General features: G+C 42.9%; 13 protein-coding genes and 1 pseudogene. 3 read left to right on the top strand and 11 right to left on the bottom strand.

Annotation, left to right across the window (positions count from 1 at the left end; genetic code table 11):
- Positions 1-148 precede the first annotated feature (148 nt).
- The 5 genes and pseudogenes from CCZ37_RS14455 to CCZ37_RS14435 all read right to left on the bottom strand — a co-directional run.
- Complete coding sequence (locus CCZ37_RS14455; RefSeq protein ID WP_094501116.1) at positions 149-1,846, bottom strand: ABC transporter ATP-binding protein; 1,698 nt, start codon at positions 1,844-1,846, stop codon at positions 149-151.
- Complete coding sequence (locus tag CCZ37_RS14450) at positions 1,839-3,494, bottom strand: ABC transporter ATP-binding protein (RefSeq protein ID WP_094501114.1); 1,656 nt, start codon at positions 3,492-3,494, stop codon at positions 1,839-1,841. Before CCZ37_RS14450 ends, CCZ37_RS14455 begins: the two co-directional genes overlap by 8 nt.
- A 596-nt stretch (positions 3,495-4,090) precedes the next feature.
- Entirely contained in the window at positions 4,091-10,507 is a 6,417-nt protein-coding gene (locus CCZ37_RS14445; RefSeq protein ID WP_094502098.1) for a DEAD/DEAH box helicase, read from the bottom strand.
- A 1-nt stretch (position 10,508) separates the two neighbouring features.
- The gene (locus tag CCZ37_RS14440) at positions 10,509-14,105 is read right to left on the bottom strand and encodes an STY4851/ECs_5259 family protein (RefSeq protein WP_157729210.1); all 3,597 of its coding nucleotides are present in this window, start codon (positions 14,103-14,105) and stop codon (positions 10,509-10,511) included.
- A gap of 126 nt (positions 14,106-14,231) precedes the next feature.
- Positions 14,232-14,666: pseudogene (locus CCZ37_RS14435) on the bottom strand (HEPN domain-containing protein); the annotation flags it as partial.
- A 138-nt stretch (positions 14,667-14,804) separates the two neighbouring features.
- Between CCZ37_RS14435 and tnpA the strand changes: the two are divergent.
- From tnpA to tnpC, 3 genes are read left to right on the top strand one after another with little or no spacing between them, the layout of a single operon-like run.
- Entirely contained in the window at positions 14,805-15,125 is a 321-nt protein-coding gene (tnpA, locus tag CCZ37_RS14430) for an IS66 family insertion sequence element accessory protein TnpA (protein WP_094499615.1), read from the top strand.
- Entirely contained in the window at positions 15,122-15,475 is a 354-nt protein-coding gene (gene tnpB / locus CCZ37_RS14425) for an IS66 family insertion sequence element accessory protein TnpB (RefSeq protein ID WP_094499614.1), read from the top strand. Before tnpA ends, tnpB begins: the two co-directional genes overlap by 4 nt.
- A gap of 59 nt (positions 15,476-15,534) precedes the next feature.
- Positions 15,535-17,067 (top strand): IS66 family transposase, encoded by a 1,533-nt coding sequence (gene tnpC / locus CCZ37_RS14420; RefSeq protein ID WP_094499613.1) that lies wholly within the window; start codon positions 15,535-15,537, stop codon positions 17,065-17,067.
- 240 nt (positions 17,068-17,307) lie between these two features.
- On the opposite strand, the gene CCZ37_RS14415 is transcribed toward tnpC, so the two are convergent.
- The 6 genes from CCZ37_RS14415 to CCZ37_RS14380 form a co-directional block, all read right to left on the bottom strand.
- Complete coding sequence (locus CCZ37_RS14415; RefSeq protein WP_208613957.1) at positions 17,308-18,849, bottom strand: VWA domain-containing protein; 1,542 nt, start codon at positions 18,847-18,849, stop codon at positions 17,308-17,310.
- Positions 18,842-20,356, bottom strand: a complete 1,515-nt coding sequence (locus CCZ37_RS14410; protein ID WP_208613956.1) for an AAA family ATPase — start codon at positions 20,354-20,356, stop codon at positions 18,842-18,844. The genes CCZ37_RS14415 and CCZ37_RS14410 overlap by 8 nt, the downstream gene beginning before the upstream one ends.
- A 40-nt stretch (positions 20,357-20,396) precedes the next feature.
- Positions 20,397-21,020 (bottom strand): hypothetical protein, encoded by a 624-nt coding sequence (locus CCZ37_RS14405; protein WP_094501106.1) that lies wholly within the window; start codon positions 21,018-21,020, stop codon positions 20,397-20,399.
- Positions 21,020-22,111: a ComEC/Rec2 family competence protein gene (locus CCZ37_RS14400; RefSeq protein WP_094501104.1), complete on the bottom strand. Its 1,092-nt coding sequence runs from the start codon at positions 22,109-22,111 to the stop codon at positions 21,020-21,022. Before CCZ37_RS14400 ends, CCZ37_RS14405 begins: the two co-directional genes overlap by 1 nt.
- A 321-nt stretch (positions 22,112-22,432) precedes the next feature.
- Entirely contained in the window at positions 22,433-23,461 is a 1,029-nt protein-coding gene (locus CCZ37_RS14390; protein ID WP_094502096.1) for an IS630 family transposase, read from the bottom strand.
- A gap of 402 nt (positions 23,462-23,863) precedes the next feature.
- On the bottom strand, positions 23,864-24,907 hold the full coding sequence (locus CCZ37_RS14380) for a GMP reductase (RefSeq protein ID WP_010319889.1): 1,044 nt from the start codon (positions 24,905-24,907) through the stop codon (positions 23,864-23,866).
- Positions 24,908-25,035: the final 128 nt, after the last annotated feature.

Genomic DNA, 25,035 nt, shown 5'->3' with positions numbered 1-25,035 from the left:
CGCAGGCTAGCGGCAAATAAGTGAGTCCCCAATCACAGCAATAGACCATGTGATTGGGGCGAAAAAACTCAGCCAAGATGGCGGTAGCTTCACATCGTTAGGGATAAGCCGAGCACATATCTTGGCTCCATTTAAGAACCATTTTCCATTAAGCCATTTCGCTCTTTTTACAGCGTTGTGGTTTATAGAGTTGTGGGTTGGCTGTTGTAACCTCCTGTTGATACTGCTCAACCTTGCGCAATTGCCCTGCCTCCATCAAATAAACAGTATCAGCTTGCTGAATAGTCTCCAAGCGATGCGCTACGGAAATCACCGTTTTCCCTTCGCAAAGAATCTCAAGCGCTTGCAACACTTGGGCCTGAGTTTGGCTATCCAGTGCGGAGGTAAATTCATCAAGCAGTAAGATAGGCGCATCATGCAATAGCGCTCGCGCAATCGACAAACGCTGCCGCTCCCCGCCAGAGATTTGGTTACCATTTTCGCCAATCCGCGAATCTAGTCCGTGCGGCAACTTAGCCACTAACTCACTCAAACCCGCCGCCTCTACTGCCTCGCACAACACTTGCTCACTCGCTTCGGGTTTGGCCAATAGCAAGTTATCACGTAGGCTACCGCCAAGGAGCTGAACCTCTTGCGTGACATAGGCGATATGTCGATACCAGTGCTCAGTACCTATTTCATCCAAGGTTTTTCCTCCCATAGTTAAGCAACCTTGTGTGGGGATATGAAACACAGCCAACACATCGAGTAAACTACTTTTACCTGAACCACTTTTGCCCACCAGCACAATATGCTCACCCTCCGCCACCTCAAGGTTAACCCCATTGAGTACTGGCTGGTCGTCTAAGCAAAGATGAATATCCTTGAGTGATAAATCAAAAGTACTAGGTTCTACTCCCTGTGAGGTTTGTTGCGGCAACTGGGAAAGCCGATGTAAACGTGATGCTGCTTTTAACATATAACGGAGTAAGGCTGCATACACCGTCATCCGCGCTAGTGGACGAATAGAGACCACGGTGACAACCACAGCAACCAAAAATTGTGAGTGATTCAACCAATCGAGATCCACCAACCACGCAGCCAAAACTAAATTGAGCACGAGGCCAAGCTCTAAGATCAGCGTTGCTAACAATACACCACTTCCGCCAAGCCACTCTAATCCTAGTCCCTGATCTTTTTGCTTTTCAATCTGCTGGCAGAGTGGGTCCGCCAATCGCCCACTCTGTCCAAAGCTGCGCAGCATCGGCAAACAGTCTAGGTATTCGAGCAACAAGTTACTACTTTGCACATTGGTATGATGTGTGTGGTCTGCCTGATGGCTAAATCTCCGTTCTACGAGCACTAATACGCTAAACGCTAACCCAAAAATCAGCACTAGAGTCACGGCTAACCAAGGCTGAATCAGTGCAAGTACAATCGTCATGACGATCGGTGTTACCCAAGTTGCGACAAACTCGGTCAACAGGTGACTGAAAATATCTTCAAACTGTTTGAGATCAGAAGTGAGTAACTTTACTTTTTCACCTAAGCGTTTACCACGCAAAGCCGCCAAGGGTTGAAGACGGATATCGGTCAATAACTGATGACGTAATTGATGGGTGATTTCATAGGCACCAAGAAAACTGAGCTTGGTACTCTGGCCTACTATCCACTGCGCTAAGATCAACGACAGCGCTATCAATAACATGACAGTGAACGGTAATGACTCGGAAGAGAGCAGAAAGGTAAATAACATAATCCAGACCAGTAGCCCAGTCAGCTCAGTAGCGACTTTGCCCAGTAAACCAAACCAAAAGTGCTGTGTCTTTGCACCACTATGTTCAATTAAGCGCCTCAGACTATTCATCAGCTTTCTCCTCTAGTTGACCGTTCAACAGTACCAAGCGGCGATCAACCTGCTGAATCTGACTGGCACGGTGGCTAATGATCAGTTGAATCTGAGCTGGTGCATAATGGCGTAACGCCTCAAAAACGCTCTGCTCTGAAAGCGCATCCAAATGGGCCGTTGCCTCATCCAAAATTAGGATCGGTGCTTTAGTGACAGCGGCGCGGATAATCGCCAAACGCTGCATTTCACCACCACTGAACAATCGGCACGCTTCTCCAATTGGGCAATCGAGCTGCTGAGGTAGGCTTTGCACTAACGGTTTAAGCCCAAACCAAGTCAGTAATTGCCAGATTTCATGCTCTTCAACGTGACGTTTCGTTAAGATTAAATTATCGCGTAAGGATCCAGAAAAAAAGACCACTCGCTGATCAACCGAGGCGAGATAATGACTACGGCTCTCATCGTCAATATCGGTTATTGGCTGACCATTGATGTACCAAGCACCCGAAGTAGGCTCCAACTCACCGAGTAACGACGCAAGTAGTGTGCTTTTCCCAACCCCAGACGCTCCCTCAATCGTTATGCGTTGTCCGGGATACGCTTTCAAATTCGCCTGTTGCAATACGGCAACCTTTGGGTCGCGAGCCACAACAAGGTCACGGCACTCAAGAAGCATCAAAGACGAGGGGTAATGGAAAGGATGAGACTCAGGCTCACCGCATAAGGGAAGGATTCTGTCTATGGCGATGAACGATTGCTGAATTTGCGCAAATACTTGCGTTAAGTCTAACCACGGTTTAAGCAATCCCACACTCACGCATGCCACCATCACCAAATCAATGAGGGTTAATTGGCCCGTATTGGCGAGCATGATGGCAACAGGCAACACCAAGATCAGCGAAATTTGTGCCAGCGTGACAAATGTCACCCAAGCGCTAACCATCGTTTGAGTGTATCCCGTCACAATCTTATGATGAGATTGTAAGGTTCGGCTGAGTTCAAGGTAGGAATCCGCATCAACTGCAAACAGTTTCATTACACCTATAGTGCGCAGAAATTCCATTTGTGCTTGATGCAGATGAGCGACGATTTGATTATATTTCTGCTGTCTTTCAGCAAATCCACGCATCATCCAAATTTGTGCAGTCATTGCCAACGGCAGTGGCATTAAAGCAATCAGGGCGAGTCGCCAATCAATATAGAATAAAAATCCCACCATAAACAGGGGCATCAGAAGTCCGTTGATGATATCCGTACCATGGTGAGCAATCAGCGGCTCAAGACTCTGGCATTCATCGGTGATACGCTTTTCAATATCGCCCCGACTCAAGCTGCGCAGTTTATCCATTCTCATCTTGGCTAACGCACGCACTAAGTGTTGCCTTACTTTCTGAATAATGTGATAGGCCGCTAAATGTGCTTGCCATACTGCTAATGCATAAAAGGCGTAGCGACCCATTACCGTCAAACACATCATTAGAAAATAAGCTGTCGCCGATTCGTTATGGTAAATCGCAGTGACGGCTAAATAGAGAAAAATCCAAGAGATAAGCTCAAAGACACTGCATAGAATAGCACTGGTTATCGATAAGGTGACGCGATTTCGCTCACTGAACAACAAGCTTTTCAGCGCCGTCATCCGGCTCATGTGATGCGAGAGCAACATAATAAAGCTCCATAAATGGAGGCTATTTTTGCTGAATATGCATGCCATCGCTAACGCAATTAGGTATAAAATCGTCGCGTTTAGTCGTAACTAGCCCACCACTCAGCAATCGGTATTAGTATATTAGTGGCCACATTCATTAATCCTCAATTGCTCAATATCGTATCAGCATCGCACTAGGTGGCCGTACATCAGTAACCAACCAATTTAAGCGCACCTTATCGTCAAGTGGTATAGATTACGTTTGGTTGTATAAATCAAAACCAACCGAATCAAATAGAATATATAGGTAATCTTATTGATTGAAACAAAATCATTTGTATAAAAAAGAGCCGCAAAAGCGGCTCTGATTAATTATGGTTGTTGATACAACCATAAGATGATATTCGTATTTTCCTATATTTCATATAGTTAACCAAAATACAACCATATATTGATATCGATTAAAACAACCATATGTTGATATTTTTGTGAATCATCCACTTCAGCCAAACTTCATCAGTAAGAAAGTTACTTTCACGCTCCACTTCTGCGAAAGGTAACTAACAACCTATGAACTATGAATCAATCGCTAAATACGTCATTCACAATACTCCCTATCTCTGAACCACGATATAGCTATCATGATCAGCGGATTTTACACTAAAGTTCCATTTACTTGCCTCAGTCGCTTCATAATTCACATCATCAAAATCGAAACGTTCACGTGAATAAACTCTTCGATTTGTCCAGTAGCCCATACCTTGATCGAAGATTAGTTTTACGATTGAATTGTCAGAAAGATGTATAACCATAGATCGACCATGCGGCATATTACGTGGTTCACAAACCTCACTATACACCGCCAAGTTAAATTGTCGTCCTAGAGTGTTAATAAACTCAGGTAACGAACCATCATCGTAAAAGTTATCTGCCACGCAATATGGACTACGCCCTCTATGATCCTGTTTTGGCTCTGCCGTCATGACTTCAGCGGTAAAACTGCCAATCGCACGTTTTAAACTGGCCAACACGTTGACGATAAGGTGAGCACTGATTGGGCTCACAATGTATTTATCGAAATATTCAATTTTTTCGACATTATCATGAAGCTGCTCTTTTAAGCCTTCTACATTAGTAAATAAGAATTCAACAAACTCTTTGCCAAAAGACTGAACATTGACATCCAATTGCTCATCAATGTTCTCGATGATAGTGACACCGCTATTATTAAGCTCTGAAGCTCTCGATAGTGACTGTAGATCAAAACTTCTCAACATGATCTTTGACTCAAAGTATGAGCTTTTAACTAGGCAGCTATGTTTGGAGTTCCCCCAACCAGCGTTAGCTGATAATTGAGAATTATCGTTGGTTGCGTACCAAATAGTCCGGTTGTTCTTATAGAGACTCATCAATGGGAACGCTGAATTCTCCAAACTTTTTTCAAATTCTGCAATATACCATTCTACGTCTGAGGTCGTCCGCTTTTGAATTTCCCATGCCAAATCCGAGTCGATCGATTGAGCGACATTTTCTGTCAGCATAATACGAACTCGTTGCTGCTTGTTCAGCATACTTAGCATAAGCAAACGAACAGGCCAATCCGACCAACTCCAGTTAGTATCGGATATATAGAAATCGATACCAGATACTACATTGATGTTACGATGAATCACTTGCTGTGCATTCAACAGTTCTGCCTGAGATCGATGACCGAAGAATTGCATCTCTTTTGGAAGAGAAAGCTTCTCAATAAATTGCGAACTGACCAGTTCTTCAATCAAGTAATTTCGATTTAACACTTTTACTTGATGTTGTGTATCGTAGTCCAACAAACAAGCGTGGCAGGCCGACTCACACTTTTGAGTACATGACTCTAAATAGCCGATAACACGTCCCATCAACGTATTAAATAACTCAGGGATAGACGTAGAAAAGCCAGCTCCTTGAGTTGCCAAATCATACATAAATAAACTCGTTACAGAATCGCCATCTTCTGTTTTTCTTGAGCGAATCGATAACCCAATCTCCTGCGTAGTGATCCCTTTTTCGAGGCACAATAACTGACGCAAAGCGGCACCTAAGGTATACATCCACTTCTCATCGTTAATCCAAACGCCTGATCTAGGATGCTTAAGCTGGAGCTCAAACATACCTGTCGTTTGTGGGTAACCAAGTATAAATGGCACAACAACTTGATTATCAGTTCCTGAAACTTTGCTTTGTTTGATGCTCCATGGTCTACTAGAACTCTCACATTTCAGCGAATCGCTAACCTTTGTACCTTGCAAACGTCGATGACTTTTAGCAATCTGCGGAGTGCCTTGCTGAGTAATTTTATTACCTTTTTTCTCAATAGCCAGAGCCTCCGCTTTCCCACAGCACCAACACAGAGCATACCCCCCTCCATTACCATCATTGTAATGAAAGATGCTTCCAGACTCGGAGATTCTAAAACGACCTAAACTAGTATCAGACAACATCTGCCAATCTGTATCATTAATAGAAATCTTTCCTTCTTTGTAAGGTGCATAATGCGGCTGAGCGTAATTGTTATTAAGAGGCTTGTTATAATCGACGATAAAACCCGAAGGGACAATAAACTCATTCCAAACTAGGTGAGAGTGACCACAAGCGTTGCATCGGTGTTTTTTTCTATCAACCGTATATGACTCCACACCAATGTTAGAGCAATTCTTACATTCCCATTGATATTTTAAGAGCTGATCTTCTTTGATTTCGTTCTCGCCAAATGGCATCTTCCAGTTTAGTTGCAAGCCTTGTGATTGATATACTGCACCATTAACCACAATGTCAGCACCAGGTGCGTATTCTCGCAAAGCTACATCAAGGCTTCGACTTGGGTAAGAATGTTTAATATAAGCATCTTCTCGTCTTTCATTTCTGTTATTTGTCACTAGTGTTACAACTCCCGTAGGAAAGCCATATCCAGGCAAAAAATTAGTTGCCGAAAGCTCTGATAACAAATAGTTCTTTTCAAAACGCTTTAACTGACGCTCTAATTTTCGTTTAGCACCGAAATCATCAACTCCTCCTTGCGCACAACTTATCTGATTTGACAGCGCTTCGTGCTGCGATAACCAACTCGTCATCGAAGACTCCATTGCCGCGACAGTTCTTTCAATTAATGCTTTAGATGAATAACCAGAAAAAGCACTATCAAATTTAAGAGCGTTTAAGCCTTTAATAACAAATTCATCATCGTTCACATCGGTTAAACACCAATCAATAAAGCCTTGAGCTTTGGACTGTGCAGCCTCTTCCTTGAAGAATTTGGCAGCCTGCATCTTCACCAAATCATTGGTCTTTTTAAGGATATCAGACAGATAACTGGCTAATAGGAATGCATTTACGTGTCTCTGCACAATAGTGGGGCTATCTAAAGCCACTTTGGGCACACTGATGGGTGTGATAAACGGCCATTTAGGCTCTGCAAACACTCTTTCACCATGAGGGGTCGCTTTACAGAATGTAAGTGCTAACGCAGTTGATTCTTTACGGCGACCTGCTCGCCCAGCCCTTTGCAAGTAGTTAGCGGGCCCCGGAGGTACATTGTTCATGGCAACCATGCTTAGCGAGCCAATATCAACCCCCATCTCCATCGTAGTAGAACAACTTAAAACGTTTAGATGATCTTTTTTAAATGCCTTTTCAAATGCTTGTAAGCTCGATGAACTTTGCTGTGCTGAGTGTTCACAAGCTCTAATCAGGGGTATCCCTTTGATTACACCATCATGAACATCAGACCAAGTACCATCATTTTTATATCGTACGATCTCTTTGTCATTTTCCAACCAATGATTCAATGCTTGCTTCGTTTCATCATCGTAAAACTGAATATCAGGTATCGATATATCGAAAGGTCCATTTAGACATTCAACATCTCTTCGTACAGAGCCTGTTTTGGTATAAGGAGACAGTCCCCGAAAAGTCGTATCTAACCATCGTTGAGTTACAGGACATACCCAAGCTTTGGTAATATGTTCAAACTTAATCTTTTCATTAAAGGCAAGATGATAACCTGTTACTTCGTTACCTGTTTTTCTTTCAATACGAGTATGAGAAACCAATAAATTAAGTTTTTGGGTCAGTGTTTTCCAAGCAAACTCGAGAATTGGATTCAGCAACCCCTCTTGCTCTTTAGCATCAATCTCCTTAGCTATCTCAATTAATCGAACCAATCGATGTTGACTACCATTGTTCACTTTGGGCCATTTTCTATAAACCTTCTTCTCGAATTCCTCAATAGGTTCAAAGTCCGAAGGCTTCAATAGGCGCGGCATGATTTTCGCCCCCATCCAATCACACTGGTAAGGCTGCATATCAACGAAGGTATTTTCTCGGACATAGAAATCGAGACAAATTTTAAGATAATCTTTCCAATCTTGAAGACCGAAACCAAGCTGCTGCCATTCGGGGCATAGGTCGTCGCTGATCAGGTTTTCAATATCAGGGTAACAGAGTTTAACTAACCCCATTGATTCAAGGTTGTTTGCCGTCTTAGCTCGACGAGAGAACTCTCTCAGTAAGAAGAGATGTGCTAACTCTTTTGCTTCACCTAACTTTTCCGATCTTAGACTATATTCGCCTGGCAGTTTCTCTTGCACTTTCTCTTTTGCTTCATCTTCAAGCTCATTGAGAAACTCACCAGAAAGGAGTTGAATAGTTGGCTCTTTCGCTAACAAATCTTTGGCCTCAGACCAATCTAAAAGTGAAGGAGTTAACATCGCGCCATAACTAGGGACTGTTCTTGCAATCATTTCACTAGACAAACCTGCATTTTTTAACGTCTGCACTGCAAGTTCTTCTTCGACTGTTAAAATCGAATTGCTCTGTTTTTTTGTCAATACCTGACGATATATCCATCCTCTAGCCCAATTGCGTTCGGAATCAAGCTGCATTTTTGCTGAAAAACGTGCCGTACCTTGTCGACTGTCTGTAAACGTTATCAATCGTTTACCTTTCATATCGTAAGGATTGTCGCTTGGGATGTGGCGAAGCATTGCTGGCACTAAAGATCCCATTAAGAAAGGAGATCCAAGAATTGCACGCTTAAATGTTGTATTAGGTGTCTTTTCAACTTTATTACAGCAAGCGCATCGAACTCCATCTAAACGGTCACTCTGGTTGTAAAAAACAGCTAACGTGTTTTCTTGCCATGAGTCGTGGATGCGGTTCGAAGAGCGTTCGATGTATGCTGTGGTGCAGCCCAGCTTATCAAAGTGATTACCTTTCGCTAAAGATTTGCCGAATAATTGAACATTAGCTTCAAACTCAGTTTCCAAGAGCTCTTCTTCATCTTGCTCGCCTGAATCTTCAACTTCATCAGCGTAATCATCAAGTAGATCAACTTCCCTACCTTCAAGGTACTTAATACCAGCTTCCGCCGTTGTTTTTACTGCTGTAAGACTTGGCGTACCGTAGTCAATACAATGAGTAAGTTCAAACACTGGGGCACCGCAGTCACCATCGCAATGTCGCTTTTCTTGAGTGTATACCTTGCCAAACTCCCACCCAGTTTCCAAAGCTGTTCCCTTTTTGTTGCAACACTCAGGATCAGCACAAGCCCATAACCCTCTTTGAGCTCGATGGAATATGTGAGCTCGAACCGGCAAAAAGGCTTGCTCACGCTTTTCATCACCGTTAGGGTAAGCAGTAGTAGCAAGATCTATGAGTTCTAGAGCCTTTTTCTGATCATGAATCTCGATAACATCCTTTTCTGGCCACACAACCTTAACAATTTCGCCAAGAGACAACGGCATTTCCGTCAAGATAGTTCGTAATTTAAGTAATGTCGGATATTGTGAAAGGTAATCGTATAAATCCCCCGATGAAAGTGTCCTCGCTTTATCCATTTGGAATGAGGTCTGAGAGAAAGGTTTTTTAATTGGCGGGATGAGACGATGACCATTCACAACCACAACTTGTTCTGTTCTCACACCAGCAAGCTTCGCTAAAAATTCTTGTAATTTTTCATTGGTCTTATCTTGGTCTGCTTTATCACCAATCGTTGCAGACGTAGCCACAAAACGAACATTTTCCGGTTCAACACCAAAGGCATGCATTACTCGTCTTAACAGCAATGAAATTTCCGCCGCTTGAGAGCCAACATAGGTATGTGCCTCATCCAGAACAATCCATTTCAGTTTACCTTTTGATTTCTCGATTAAGGGGCGGTCTTTCTGACGAACAAGCATATATTCCAGCATTGTGGCATTGGTTACCAATATAGGCGGAGGTGTTTTCCAGATATCTTTACGATAAAAAAGTTGTTCTGGTGCCTTGTTTTGACCTTTAGATTTTTTATTGTTATCTGATTCAGACTCAGGAGTCTCTCCGTTATACAGACTAAATTTCACTTTTCCGGCAAATCCGCGAGTCCAAGCGCTCAAACGCTCTCGTTGAGAGTTAATCAAAGCATTTAACGGATACAAGAATATAGCCTGTGTACCGACTAGATCATCAGTGGATTTGCTTGCTTGCTTGGCCAAGTCATTTAAAAGAGGAACTAAGAAGCACTCGGTTTTACCTGAGCCCGTTCCCGAAGTTACAACAACTGATTTTGTTGTATCAGACGTTAGATGGCTCCATGCTTCATACTGGTGAGCATACGGAGGGCGGTCTATCGGCCAAGTATAGTCTTCTTGAATATCTTCAAAGCAACGGTCCTCAGTAATACCTCTGCGCACATATTCTTCTCTCTCATCGTCACTTTCTGGGAATGGCATCGGAGGAGACACAAGATTATTCACCAAGCTAGGCGCGATCATTCCTTGCTGCTGAAGACCACTTAAATTGTATTTTTTATCCGCAGGCCGCCAACCAAAAGTGGCTTCAAATACAGGTTGAGCAAAAAAATCATTTCCTCTGCCAAATTGGGGCTTAAACTCTTCACGCAAAAAAGCGCGCAAAGACGGGTTGTTTAGACGAAGTCTATTGATGACTGCTTGAGAAGTAACCGAAGTTAAATCTTCGTATAGGGCAGAAAAATTAATACTCTTAGGTTGTCTCATTTTATTCATCCATAGACTCTAACTTATATAATGTGGTTGCTTTTACAGCACATGCCATAGAGGCTTGCAACCATTGCCGATCAAATTGTTGCAAGCGTGACAATGCAAAGTTGAGCAGTAGTTGCTCACTGTCATCGAGTACCTTAAAAGCTTGAACATTATCCGATTTAAAAGCATTCATATTATTGAAAGCAACTTTGATTGGTAGATCTAATACAACCGCTCGGTGATCTGCCTTTTCTGATTCAAGGGAAGGTGGTTGAACAAAACCTTTTAACGTCCCTGGCAAAAGCTCACGGCTAAACGTAGTGTTCAGTAGCTCACGCAAACGAAAATCATTAGTCTTATTTTGAACATTGCGTAATAGCTTTCCCTGATGTCGCAAAAATAATTTACTTTTTTCTCCATAGAAATTATCAACAACTGTTCCTTCTCCTTCCCATATTGAAGAGAGAAGCCATTCAGGTTCAATATCAAACAGTTCATATAGGCAAAATTCAGCTACAGTTTTAAAGTATTCCCCTTTGCTCATTAATGGTTCAAGCTTGGAAAAAAACAATCCTTTCTTGGCTTCCTTATATTGCTTATCACTAAACACACTGCTCAGAGGTTTCAAACTATCTAAAGCACTCAAAAGATTATGTTCAATAGCATGCTTCCACGTTGAGACCGATAAGCTGAGCCATTCAAAAGGCATTTTGCTCGCCATTTGCCACACATTTTCAAAGTGTCTAGGGTCACTTTGTTTTAAAAGTAGTAAAGCTAAAGCCTTTGGAGAATACAATAAGCGATTTATAACATGAAATGTGTTTGGCTCTGCATAATCAAGGGCTTCCACAAAACCTTGTACCACCTGCCAATCATCATGATATATGTCGTTCGCCAAAACCTCTAAGATTCTGTCAATATCAGAAAAGTCGTAACCATAAGTAGAACTATTAAACTTCAAATCTCTTATTGCATTGGACAACTCCTGACCATCACATGAAAATGATGGCAACACCATTTCATGATTTAAGACTTCCGCATAGCTTGATATTTCTATTTTCGGCCTTGAAATAATTACAGCTCTAGGCTGAATTCTGTTCTCTAAAGAGGAATAAAGAAACCAAGGTCCATATTCAGAAGTGGACGGAAGTGAAAAAATTAAATCATTATATGGGTTGGCGTACCTTTCTAACTCAATATGCTCTCGATTTAAATCCCACATTGGGGCAGCATACATCTTTATGCCTTCGCGATTCTTATGACTACGAGAATTAACAAGCTTCACACCGACAAGTTCATCATCCACTATAAAGTTCTTAACATGATGCTTGTAGCATTCGACTTTAGGTACCACAGACTCTAACTCTTCATCACCAAAGAACCTAAAAGTAACCACATCCCGTAAGTCGCTCGATTGGTTAAACAGTAATTGCGCAAGCTTAGCTAACACACTGCTGCTCACAATTTGGCTTCCACCACCCTCTAGCTCAATAGTTTGTGAAACAAAAGCCTCATGATTTCTATTTTTTATAAGGACTGCCGACACGTTTACAAACCTCTTTCTAGAATCAGGAGGCAGCTGAATTTTTAATTTATGGCTATATAAATCATCTAACGTCAAAACTGTCTTAGTATGTACAAATGGACGTCCTTCAGGTGTTAATAAACAGACACCACTCTGCTCTGTAGGTAACTCAAACGTAATTTTATTATTTATCAAACTGTGCCAACAGATTACGGGGTTTATAACATCTGACATTTTACGAGGTAGCTGTATTTCACCTAAATAAAGCTCCTCATACTTATCAACCGCCCTTAGCCAATTCGATTGTTCTTCAATCAAACCAACGTCAATATCGTTACCAAATCCAAGGACTTTAAGCTCTAGTTCACCCTGTTCATAGCTAATGACATCAAAACCCGAACCTTCCGGTAACAAAGCACATTTAGACTGCCACTTCAACTCGCCATCTTTTTGCCAACTGATGGTGCCAAGACCATGTTCTAACGAACTGCCCGTCAAAGCCTCGACTCGTTCTGAGTTTTCCGCCTGCCAATATAACTCAGAACGAGACACACACACCTTCTCACCTAAACCTTCACGGTAGTAGATATTAGGAACACCTTTGTACACATGCTTTGACGAAATCGCTTCAATACAACGATCACCATCGAACCAACAGTGTAGATCACCTGCTTCTTCAGCTAGCGTTGTGATCGTGAACTTACCAGAAAGAACTTGGGCATAAGCTTGCCCCGCTAATCGGTATACCGTTTGTCCTAACGCCCCGAGTTTCCCAACGACTTCAACTGTCGACAAGACGTTTGCAGGTTCTAGCTGTCCTGCAAACACCACCAAAACGTTCTCATGAGCAACTTTCGTATTACCTTGACCAAGAAAATGATAACGCTCCCCCGACTGCGAGAAGACCCATGGTAAATCTGGGTTGAGCTCTTCTCCCCTATAATAGGTATTCTCACAGATCTTGTTACCATCACTCCAAAGTTCAAAGCTGATTTCAGACGCCGCATCACCATTAAAGAAACGAGTTTCATTTGGGACCACTTGCCATCGCTTCGCTCCAACACCTTTTAAATTAAAGGATGCAGATCGAGAACGTTCACCGGACTCTGTCTGTGTATATAAATCAAAAAATATGGGTAAGTTTGGGCACCCAATACATCTCATTAAATCTTCGGGATGTATCGTATGGTTAATATGAGTTTCGGCAACAAGTTGCCAACTATTGACTCCTTTTTCAATATATCGAGAAATTCTGACCGGGTTTTGCTCTCGCTTGATCAAGGCTGCTGTTCGACGAAGAAGCTTTTGCATTAACTCATACGCTTCTTTATCACACAATAAGAATGGCAGCTGATTACGCCAATTAGGACATTTAATATCAAGCGCTAAAACAGGATCAGATTCTGAGTATAAATGATACTTATCTCGTAATTTGAGCAGACAATTAATCAGCTCAGCAGCAAGCTGTGCAAACGGCTTTTGACGCAAAGTAACCGGTAGATCATCCATCGCTTTTAAGGCGATGTCTTCTGCTGTTGCTGTATGATGAAATTGGGAGTATTGCTGAATAACAGCATTTAAATAATTGGGAACAGGTCCATTGTTCAACCCAACAAGTCCAGCCCTAGGGAAACCTCCCTGGCAATATAGCGTCGCAAAGTACTGATCTCTATTTTCAGTGCTATAAACATCAACTCCCCAACCAGCCAAACCATTATCTATCGATTGATAGATAGAAGGCATAAGCGTAGTACTATGTTTGATGTCAATATTTTCTAACACTGGAGGCCAACGCAATCGTTCACCTTGATAGTTGCGCTGCAACCACGTTGAGATATACAGAGTAAATAGTCGATCAAATTCATTGGCTTTATCACTACCACGACAACTGTAATAATTGAGAATTGTCTTAGGGTCTTTTCCTCGAAAAAGATGCTGAAAAAGAACTCTCAGTTCTAGTAGCTCAGTATCCGTTACTTTTAATGCCCATAAAGGTAAACCATGGATGTTAGTTCGTTTACCTTCGAATGTTTTCAACCAAGATTTAATATTTCCTAGAGGAGTTCTTTTGATTACATCCATCATAAATACCTAATAATACGCAGCATACCAAAAATCATATCCCAGCCATGCACTGCATACTTTGTGTACGTGATTCTTTAAAATCAGAATTTTTGACAGTTAAAGTTTTTGTCTTGAGTCTTTTTATTTTTATAAATCTGATAGTGTTGCATCAGTTACGGGCACTAGCTCTCTAAAGAACCTGATGCACTTATTCAACTCTTCACGCTTGACGATATGAGCTTCATTTTTGTCAGTTTGGGCACGATGAACAGCCTCACCTCGCTTTTTTAGCCATCTGTTTAATTGCGTACGAGCATCATCCGCGGTGTGGACGTTACCCCACACCCAAGCTTCAGTAACATCAATGCCAAAGAATTCTTCGAACAAAGCTTTTGTTTTCTGAGATCCAGGATTGTTGAAGTACTTGAGGTGCTCCTCAAGCCGATTTTCTACTATTCGCCCAAGTTGAGACCCCTTAACGACTCCATACTTTGCATCAACAAGCTCTTTTGCTATGTCTTCTACATAGGTTTCCCAAGCAGTAAGGGTCATTATCAAAGTAGCTCTCTTGAGTACCTCTGGAGGTTGGGAGTTGGAATTACATCCGTTTAATTGATCGTAGCACTCTAATAATTGCTCTGTAAGCGCATCATAAACACCGCATTCTAATCAACCTCAGTCCGCCATAAGATCAAATCTCCAACCTCAAGGAGATCTGAAATGGCAAAACGACGCACCAACCAAGAATGGCAAACCTTGTTTGAAAAATACCAATCCAGTCAACTATCCCAGCGTGTTTTCTGCGAGCGCCATAGTCTGAGTCTTTCGACCTTTTATGCAAAGCGTCAACAATTGCAGTGCTTTGGGCAATCTCAAACTGGTGGCTTTATCAAAGCTGAAGTCGTTGAAAAAACGACTCGCTACCAAGTAACTCAAACACCCGTCGCCAACATGACATTATTTATTAATGACGCTGAACTCAGCATTCCACAGGGTACACCTGCCTCGTATCTGGCAGAGTTAATCGGAGCACTGTCATGAAACGAATGTTGAGCGCCCCGAATGTTTACCTGTATCGAGAGTTCGTGGACTTTAGAAAATCCATCAATGGCCTAGCGGCGATTATCGAGTCCGAAACCGATTTGCCGCTAGGTACAGGCGCACTTTTCCTGTTTACCAATAAACAACGCGACAAAGTCAAAGTGTTGTACTGGGATAAAACGGGCTTCGCCCTGTGGTACAAACGGCTCGAAAAAGCCAAATTCAAATGGCCCACTCAAGAGAAAAAACAGGTCTACACCCTGACTCAATTTGACTTAGATAGACTGTTATCTGGCTTCACGATAATCGGCCATAAACCGATAAAAATAGACAATTTTACAATGAGTTAATCTCGATAAAAGTCAGTTATACCAAGCCTTGACGTGGTGTTTTTAGTATAATCAATGCCATGAAAAAGACGCCCGATATTAACCCAGAAAGCCAAGACATCGCCGAGCTTCAAGCTATGGTGAAAGCGTTGATGTCGGAGAAAAAAGAGTGGCAACAAGAGCGCCAATCCTTAATTGAACAGTTTAAACTGGCCCTTGACCGTCAATTCGCCAAACGCTCGGAAGCGTTAAAGCCTTATAATGAAGCGCAAGGTGACCTCTTCAATGAAGCGGAATGTGAAGCGGCGAAAGCGGAAGATGAGGTTATCACCACCACAACGACGACCATTAAACGTCGTGGTAAACGTCAACCGCTGCCTAAAGACTTACCGCGTGAAACACTCGTACTTGACCTAGATGAGCACGACAAGCAGTGCTCATGCTGCCAACACGCTCTGCATAAAATCGGCGAAGACCGCAGTGAAAAGCTGGAGTTCACGCCCGCCGTCCTAAAAGTATTGGAAGTCGTTCGCCCGAAATACGCCTGTCGTCAGTGTGAACAACAGGCTGAAAAAAGCCACATTCACCAACAACCCGCACCGATAAGTATCATCCCCAAAAGCTTCGCTACCGAAAGTCTGCTTGCCAACATTATTTTAGGCAAATATCAGTATGCGCTTCCGCTGTATCGTCAGGAAACCTTGTTCACCCAATCAGGTATCGAGTTATCGAGAACGACCATGGCCAGGTGGGTAATCCAGGTGAGTGAAAAGTTCAAACCGCTTTATCAGGCACTGAAGGCTCACTTACTCGAACAAGTGGTGGTTCAGGCCGATGAAACGCCGCTCAATGTGCTCAAGGAAGACAAGCAATGTTACATGTGGTTGTACTGCTCGGGAGCCGACTCCCCTGAAGCTAAACTCCCTGACATGAAAAATATCGTCTTGTTCGACTATCAAAACAGTCGCGCGAGAGTGTGCCCCGTGAACTTCTTGGGTGATTACTCAGGCTATCTGCAAAGTGATGGTTACGCGGCTTATGATGGATTAAGCAACGTCACTAATGTCGGTTGCTTCGCTCATGCACGTCGTAAGTTCATGGAAGCGAAGAAGCTTCAGGGCAAGGGTAAAACAGGTAAAGCGGATGTGGCGTTAGCCAAAATCCAAAAGTTGTACGCACTTGAATCTCGATTAAAACTGGCTTCGGTTGAAGAGCGTTGGGCAGAAAGACAAGCGCAGGCTAAACCGATGTTGGATGACTTCTATGACTGGTTAACCACGCAGAAAGTCATCGAATCGAGTCCTCTTGGTAAAGCGATCAAGTACACCTTGGGTCAGTGGCCTAAGCTGATACGCTATGTTGAAGATGGGCATTTATCTATCGACAACAACCGAGCGGAACGCGCAATCAAATCGCTGGTCATTGGCAGAAAAAATTGGTTATTCTCGACGAATCCGCTTGGTGCTGATGCGAGTGCTTTGCTGTATAGCATCATCGAGACGGCGAAAGCGAACGGACTGATACTCTACGATTACATGGTCAAATGTATGAAAGAACTGGCAAAGCCAGAGCCTGATATCAACTCACTGCTTCCTTGGAACTTCTCATACTAAAACGCCCCGTGGGATCATGGGGCGCATACATTGCTCTGCGTCTGAGATCGCGTACTCAAAATTGGCTTTCGCTTCTGACATCCTTTGTCCTAGTTATCATGATATATGCATACAATGGAATTTATCATATCTAGGGTTAAATCATGATAATTAGCTTCGAGAAAATTGAGTTACTTCAATAAGCTAGTTACTTTTGGCTGCTAATTGCGTTAAAAGCAGATTGGCATCACCAACAAACGACTAACGTTTTAAATCAATCCACTCCAAGATGTAATGCATCGGATCACAAATTTTGCTCATTGATGTGTAGTAAGAGCTACCTATTTGAATACCGTGGAGTTGTAGCCCCTGCTTCTCTCTTCGATTACTAATTTTCCTACTCAGCCCTGACGATACTGGAAATTCACCATCACTCACTAACAAAATATCTGCTTTGTACCACTCTTCTGAATCACATTTTTCTAGAGCTTTGTTGAGTGGCCCTTCTACATCTGTACCACCTCCAAAAGACATCGTCAGAAAGTTTAGTAGGTCATTAAACCCTGAAGTATCTAACGTAAGGTCAAGTTCACTAACCTCATCCTTACTCCCAAAGAGATAAACGTAGCAACGCCGCTTTTCTTTGTAGGCCACTTTCAAGCATTCCAAAACGATCGCTTTGGCAATGTTTTCTGGTAACCCCTTCATGGAGCCGGAAGTATCCAGACAAATCACCATCGGTCCTCGAATGTTATTGCTTTTATTACCCTGCTTTTCACTAACAAACTCTTGCTCTAGCTTCTCTTCTGTTTCCAGGACCTCGGTCCCTTCCACTGAATAAGAAAGTAAAGCATGCTCTGCTCGCTTGGCGTGCCACAGTTTTTTTAGTACAGGGTTAGTTAACAGTGAGGCTTCTTGGGGCAACATTCTAGAAATCGAATCAGAGCGAGTAATGCCTTTAGTTTCCATAGGAACAAGAGACGTCGTCACATACTTCTCATGCCTGGAAGCGGCACTCATTTTGATCACTATTTCTTCAAGAACTGAGCCATTTGCTTGCTCATCACGCCCTAAGTCTCGAATCAAGCTTTGTAACTTGGGAAGCTTTTTAACAAGCTTGTTTAACCGAACAATATCGAGCCAACCATGGCTTTGGAAAACGCCTTTTGATAAGTCAAAGCCTAAACCTGTGATCAGCCCAAGTTCAGTAAATACCTCTTCTAGTTGCGACCATACCGCTAGCCTCTCTTGCCATACATTAGGCAAAATCTCGATGCCAGTCTCATTAGAAAGCAATTCCTGCCATATTTGCTCTGAGGCAGTCGCGGCAATTCTTGCTCGCTGTGCGTTAGTCAGAAACAGAGATTTGGCCTGTTTAGGCTTTTTCTTCTCTAAAGCTTGCTTGATTTGATTTAATGCTTCTTCTTCCAACTGCTTAAGCAGGTCCGTAACTAACGGCGATGCTTTAGATTGAAGCTTATCTATCGTAGTTAGAATGTCAGAAAGCAGTGCATCTGTGACCTCTTCACTCTGCAAGCAGTATCGAGTCAATCCTGTTTCTTCTACCGCTTTGCAAATCGCATTCGTCAATGGTTGAGACGCTAAGGGAAACAAACTCGTCGGATTCTCTCCCGTTAGAAGTTGATTTCTAGAATTAACTAAAGACTCACACCGCTCCGCTAATTCGCCGACAGAGCTCGTAATAACCGCCGGAAGAAATTTTTCCGGCACATTATCGAGGCATGTAAATTGACTATCCATGTTAAATAGCGGAGAGCCAATCTGGTACGATTCTCTAATCACACAGCTCTCCTTCCACAGGATCATCAGAAGAAACTAGCTCTGCAATTTCAATACTTGGGTCTTCCTCCAAAGGCAAACGACCAAACCCATCAACAAGTTTATTAGCTCTGTTTAACAGCTTTTCAGCCTGTTTGAGTGACTCATTGAGTGAGCCGACAATTTCTGGTAACAAACTGCAATCTAACCAAAGGTGACTATTGAAGTATTCTGCAACAGTCTGCAATTCTTGCTTCACAGTAGCAATGTACTGCTCAATGTTATTCACTATTTCTTGAACGCTTGTTACCCGGCTCTCGATATGAGCATGTGAAAATCGAGCACTACCAATCAATGGATTGTTCTCCACTTTTTCCATCCAAGGTTCGTTACGACCATAATCGCTGTGCGTAGTTTTACTTCCCTGATAGTCTTTATAGAGCAATCTACCATTTTTATCCGTGGCTTGACGTTCACTAGACTTTTTAGTCGTTTCATTACCATCACAATCGATGTAGAGTAGTTTTCCTTGAGCATCTTTTTTATGCGGGCTGTTTTCTTCTGCTAACCTATTATCCCATACACTCATAACTTGTAATAGGCGTGATGGTGGTGTTTTCCCATCAACAGTCACCAATCGTTTATAAAGCTCTTGCAGGCCTTCAAATTGCTCTGGTTGTTCCCATAAACAATGTGGAAGAATCCATGTGTCGTAAATACTGGTTTCATTAAAGCCTGAAGTGAAAGCTGACACTTTCATTAATTTCGCCAACTTACGCCAACGGCGATCAGATACGTAAATCTCTTGTGACACTAAGTAATTACGAAATTCTTTACATGCTTCTCTCGTTGCTACAGTCAACTCAACTTTCTCAGCTAGGCGCTGTACCTCATTTAGATCTTCAACCTTCAAACGTACATTGAGTTCTGGGTCGAACCCCTCTAATGCTCCACAAAGTAATGCATCAAACGACTCTGTGGATACAGGCGACACATAAGAACGCAAAATAAATCTATCGTATAAAGCGCTGAGCTCTTCCCCTTCCGGTAGCTCGTTACTTGCTGCTACAACAGAGATCAAAGGAACATTGACCCTTCTATTGCCATTATCGAACTGGCGTTCATTCAATAGGGTTAGTAGGCTGTTTAGAATGGCGCTATTTGCTTTAAAAATCTCATCGATAAAGGCAACCGAAGCTTCAGGCAAATATCCACTAGTAAGCCTGTTATAACGATCCTCTTCCAACGCTTTTATCGAAAGCGGTCCAAACAGCTCTTCTGGAACAGAAAAACGCGTCACTAATCGTTCAAAGTAATTAGCCTCAACAAAGACATTTTTCAATCGCTTTGCCAATTCACTTTTAGCGGTTCCTGGTGGTCCTACAAGTAATACATGTTCACCAGAAAGTGCTGCTAACATCATTAGTCGGACTTGCTGCTCCCTTTCCAATAAGCCATCGCTCATCTGAGCCATTAGTGCTTGGAACTTGCCTTTTCTATTCATCGTTGTTGCACATACTGTTGTTGTCACAATAAATTCCTTTTCTAATTTTGTTGCCAAGTGAAACACGTCATAAACTCACAGCAATTGCCGTTGTTACGAGTCTGTTCCCTGCATTTCTTGCTGCGATGGAAAAGCCTGCGATCGCTACCACAAACACCCACAAAGATTGATAACTTACTTCTGAAAGATACTCGCCCAAGAATTGCTTCGCGGCCAGCAATGCAAAGGCACTGACAAAAGATACAGCCGCGGCATCGCGATACAGCAAATAAGCTCGGTGAGTTGAAGCCACTTCGTCCTGCTTATTGGATGAGCGATAAAACTCTTTGTACCAATAACTGTTCTGCTCTCTATTATTTTGCTTCAACAATTCAAACTCGGACACGCGGGCCTTAAGGAGCGCAGTGTCAATACGTCGATCTTTCTCTGATAACTGTATAAAGCGATGCCCTGGTAACACATTGTTCCATCGCCAAAATACCAAGACGCTCTTGAGGTCAGGAGGCATGAGGTGGCTAAGCCACCCCGAAACCGCACCTATTGCTAACATCGCACCACTCGTGTCTTTTAGTATATCTACATAACTGATATCAAAAGCACTTTGATTTACAAGTGATATCACTGTTAGCTGAAGAACCATCAGTACTGAGAGCGGGATAATGTTATTAGTTTTCATAGAGATTCTCGCCATTATGCCACCTCTTCTTCATAGTCGAAGTGATATGGCTCAGGGTTCATACTATTCCACCCATCACGGCCAGGTGCATTGTAATGGTGACAAATACTGGAACCTCTCGTCGCTAGTGCTTTGACACCTCGGTGAGTGAAAGCATTCATCACCGCTTTCCGTGGGTGCTTAGGCTCGCCATTTTTCGCCGTAGAGGCAATCGCCGTAATGTTCCGAGATGAGCCTTGTCTGATGGGCTCTCCAACTAAACGATTTAGAACGGTCGTCCCAATATTGCGCTTACTTCCATGATGCGGGATCTGCATAAATCGAAGGTCTACTCCGCTCATACACTGCTCAATTTGATCTGCCGCGTGTTCCAAAGCCTGAATGCCCGCATCACCAGTAAATAGGGAGCGTCGGCCATCGACGACCAATTGAGTGATAACGCTTGAGTTGTTCTTCGCCGATGTTACCCCTTCATCATCAATCTGGTCTTCGCCCCAAGTAGCAAAAAAACGACGAATAGATGCGGCCGCTTTTTCAAAAAAACTTTCTAAAGCATTTGTTGCAATGGCTTTTTCCGGCATGCCATCGAAATCAGGAATGAGGGATTCGTAGTATTCGACAGAAGGACCGAGAACCTTGATACCACCGCCTGTATCCGTTAAACCAGTAAAAGGTTCACGTACACTGATCCCTTTCGACTCAGCTAACTTAACCAGCGACCACGCTTTTTCGAGGTTTTGCTTAAGACGTTCCCCTAAGCTGTTGTCCGTTACGCGTCCATCTTTGAAGTTATCAGCAAGTCCTTGGTTATGTAGCCAAGGCTGATGAATCCAAAGTTCTTTTACTTCGAGTTCATTGAGGACGGTTTCCAAACCGTTAATATGGTCTTGATCAGCGTGAGTATTAATGACCAAGTCCACTTTAGAAGTGCCAAAACAAGTGGTGATGTGATCAATAATCTTTGAACCTGTGCTTTGAAAGCCACCGTCAATCACAACAACAGTTTGCTCGTCACGTGGACCGTGTAGATTCCCGTAGCGAAGTGCTATCGCATCGCCACTCTTAGACTCTTCACCAACACCTAAAAAATCTATTTCGTAACCCATAACTTTTTCCTTTTTCTATGAAAGTTATGAGTTACTAATCAACTAGCATGCCAAATTATAACCTTTTGTTTTTATTAAAATTAAGTTAGAGCGTAACGACACAACCCGTAACCATATTTACCTGTGGTAAATTTTATTACCTTCAGATAAATCAAAAAATCAAACTAGCGCCTAAACAGAACTACATTACTCGTATCATCAGAAGGTGGGTTTTCTTTAGTAATTTGTTGGACATAGTCAAGCAATCGCTCGATTGGGATGAAGCGGTGCTTCTTGTTGTTCACCTTAATGCTTTTAGTTTGGCAATTGATATATACCCGTTCAACTTGAAGATGCAGGTTTCAATATCTGAAAATTATCCGTAATTCTGGATACAAGTGTGCCTGCAACTTCTGGTAGCATCACATCGAAAAACGTTTTGATAGCCGAGGTGAATGTTGCTTTCGAGGAGAAATAAACATTGTTCCTCACATGCTCATTCATTACTTTCCAAAGCCGCTCTATTGGATTTAAGTTGGGACTGTATGGCGGCAGGTAATGAAGCTCTATATTGAGCACTTTGGCCGCATTTCTCACCAGCTCTGACCGATGATAGGCGGCACCATCAAGAACGATATGAACCGTCTGCTCTAGGGGGTAATGTTCTTTCTTGAGCTTCCAAAAGAAGCGAACAATGCTCTCACTATCTATCGTCTCATAAGTATCGGTGATCGTTGCGCTAATGTCTTTCAGTGGTAGAGCACCGATTAAATTCACTCGAGTACGACTACCTGTCGTTTCAATAAGCTTATCCTGACCCTTACGGATCCAGCCATAGCTGAGCTTTGTTGATTGAGTCGGATGAACGGCATCCATGAAAAGCACAGGCGCGTCGTTAAACTTAAGAGTATCGTTGTAATACTCGATAAATGTTTGCTGCTCTTCAGGTTTTAATTTGTGTGGTACACCTTTGGGCTTTTTGTATGAAAAACCGTGGTGATGTAACCACTTATTCATGCCTGCAACCGTGTGGCGAACGCCGAATTCAGCCTCGACGTAAGTAACGATTTGATGGGTATGAAAATAGGTTTTTTCAGTCAAATGCTCGATGAGCTGCATAGTCTGCGTCTCAGAAAGTCGACTCTGGCTACCACTATTCTCAGGCTTGAGCTTTTCAGAGAGCACATAATCACTGAGGCGACGAGCAACCGTCGATTCATGAATACGGAGAGCTTGAGAAATCATAGCCTGACTCCAACCTTCAGACGCGAGTAAAACCGCTTTGATGCGGTCACGCACTCGACCATCACGGGTTGAATCGTGCATCTCTTCGAGTTGTTGTTTCTGTTGAGAAGTCAGTATTATTTTCATGATGCGTAGCATGATCCTGATTTTATGAGAAATCAAGCATCTTCAATGATCACGGGTATAGACAGTATGAAAATCTTATCGGCCGAGAACAAAAGCGAATGATGCTGCGCTCAAAATCAAAATGATAACAAGCAGCACATTCTAAAAAAGATTCTACTGTAACTCTTTCTCCCATATTAGCACTGACGTAACCGTGTATGTTTTTCCCACGTGATTTAGTTAAGTTTCGAGCAGGCGTAGCAAATGCACTTTCAAGTGCAATCAGGGTGACAGTAGAAGGGGAAGGTAGATCGGACATAATATTGCCTCTTCACGATTTTGTCGTAAACTTACCTAAGTCTCGACTATGAAGAGGCAATATCAAATTATGGTTGTTTCAACATTTTCCGAAGAGTTGGAAGTTTACTCTTTACCGTAAACGTTGTTCTCTTGCTCTTGAACACGGATAAATGTGGTGCGCTTTGTGAGCTCTTTTAACTTAGCTGCACCGACATAAGTACAGGTTGAACGTACACCGCCAAGGATGTCTGAAATCGTTTCATGAACACTGCCACGGAAAGGTAGCAATACGGTTTTGCCTTCCGCTGCGCGGTATTTTGCAACGCCGCCAGAGTGCTTCGCCATTGCAGACTGTGACGACATGCCGTAGAACTTCATGTAGCTCACGCCCTCTTTTTCAAACACTTCGCCGCCAGATTCTTCATGGCCTGCTAGCATGCCACCAAGCATGACAAAATCAGCGCCACCACCAAAGGCTTTAGAAACGTCACCTGCGCATGTGCAGCCACCATCACCAATGATACACCCGCCTAATCCATGCGCCGCATCGGCACATTCAATAATGGCTGAAAGCTGAGGATAACCAACACCTGTTTTCACGCGAGTGGTACAAACCGAGCCCGGGCCGATACCAACTTTTACGATATCCGCACCCGCTAGAATAAGCTCTTCGCACATGTCTCCGGTGACAACATTACCAGCTGAGATCACTTTATCTGGAAATTGCGCACGCACGCGTTGTACGTAATCGACCAAGTGCTCAGAGTAGCCGTTAGCAATATCAACACAAATGAAAATCAGATCGTCACTAAGCGCCATGATATCTTTGGTTTTTTGAAAATCAGCATCAGATGTGCCAGTTGAAACCATCACATGCTTAAGTGTTGATGCATCGGCGTTTTTAACAAACTCAGCCCAATCAGCTACTGAGTAATGTTTATGAACCGCTGTCATTACCTCATGTTCAGCAAGTGATTTTGCCATAGCAAAACTGCCTACCGAGTCCATATTCGCCGCAATAACAGGCACGCCGGACCATTGACGCCCACTATGCTTGAATGTAAAATCGCGGGTTAAATTTACTTGAGAACGGCTTTTTAGTGTTGAACGCTTAGGGCGAAACAGGACATCTTTAAAACCTAACTTAAGTTCTTGTTCGATACGCATTATGTAATTCCTTGATTAATTGACCATTTGTGTCTTTTTTGCAGAGTGCGTAGTACCTTCGTTGGCAGACGTCAGTACATTTTGGACACAAAAAAACCGGAGCGTTGGCAGACGCTCCGGTTTTCAGC

Source organism: Vibrio qinghaiensis (genome assembly GCF_002257545.1).
Lineage (GTDB): Bacteria > Pseudomonadota > Gammaproteobacteria > Enterobacterales > Vibrionaceae > Vibrio > Vibrio ordalii.
This window is presented reverse-complemented; position numbering and strand designations above follow the sequence as displayed.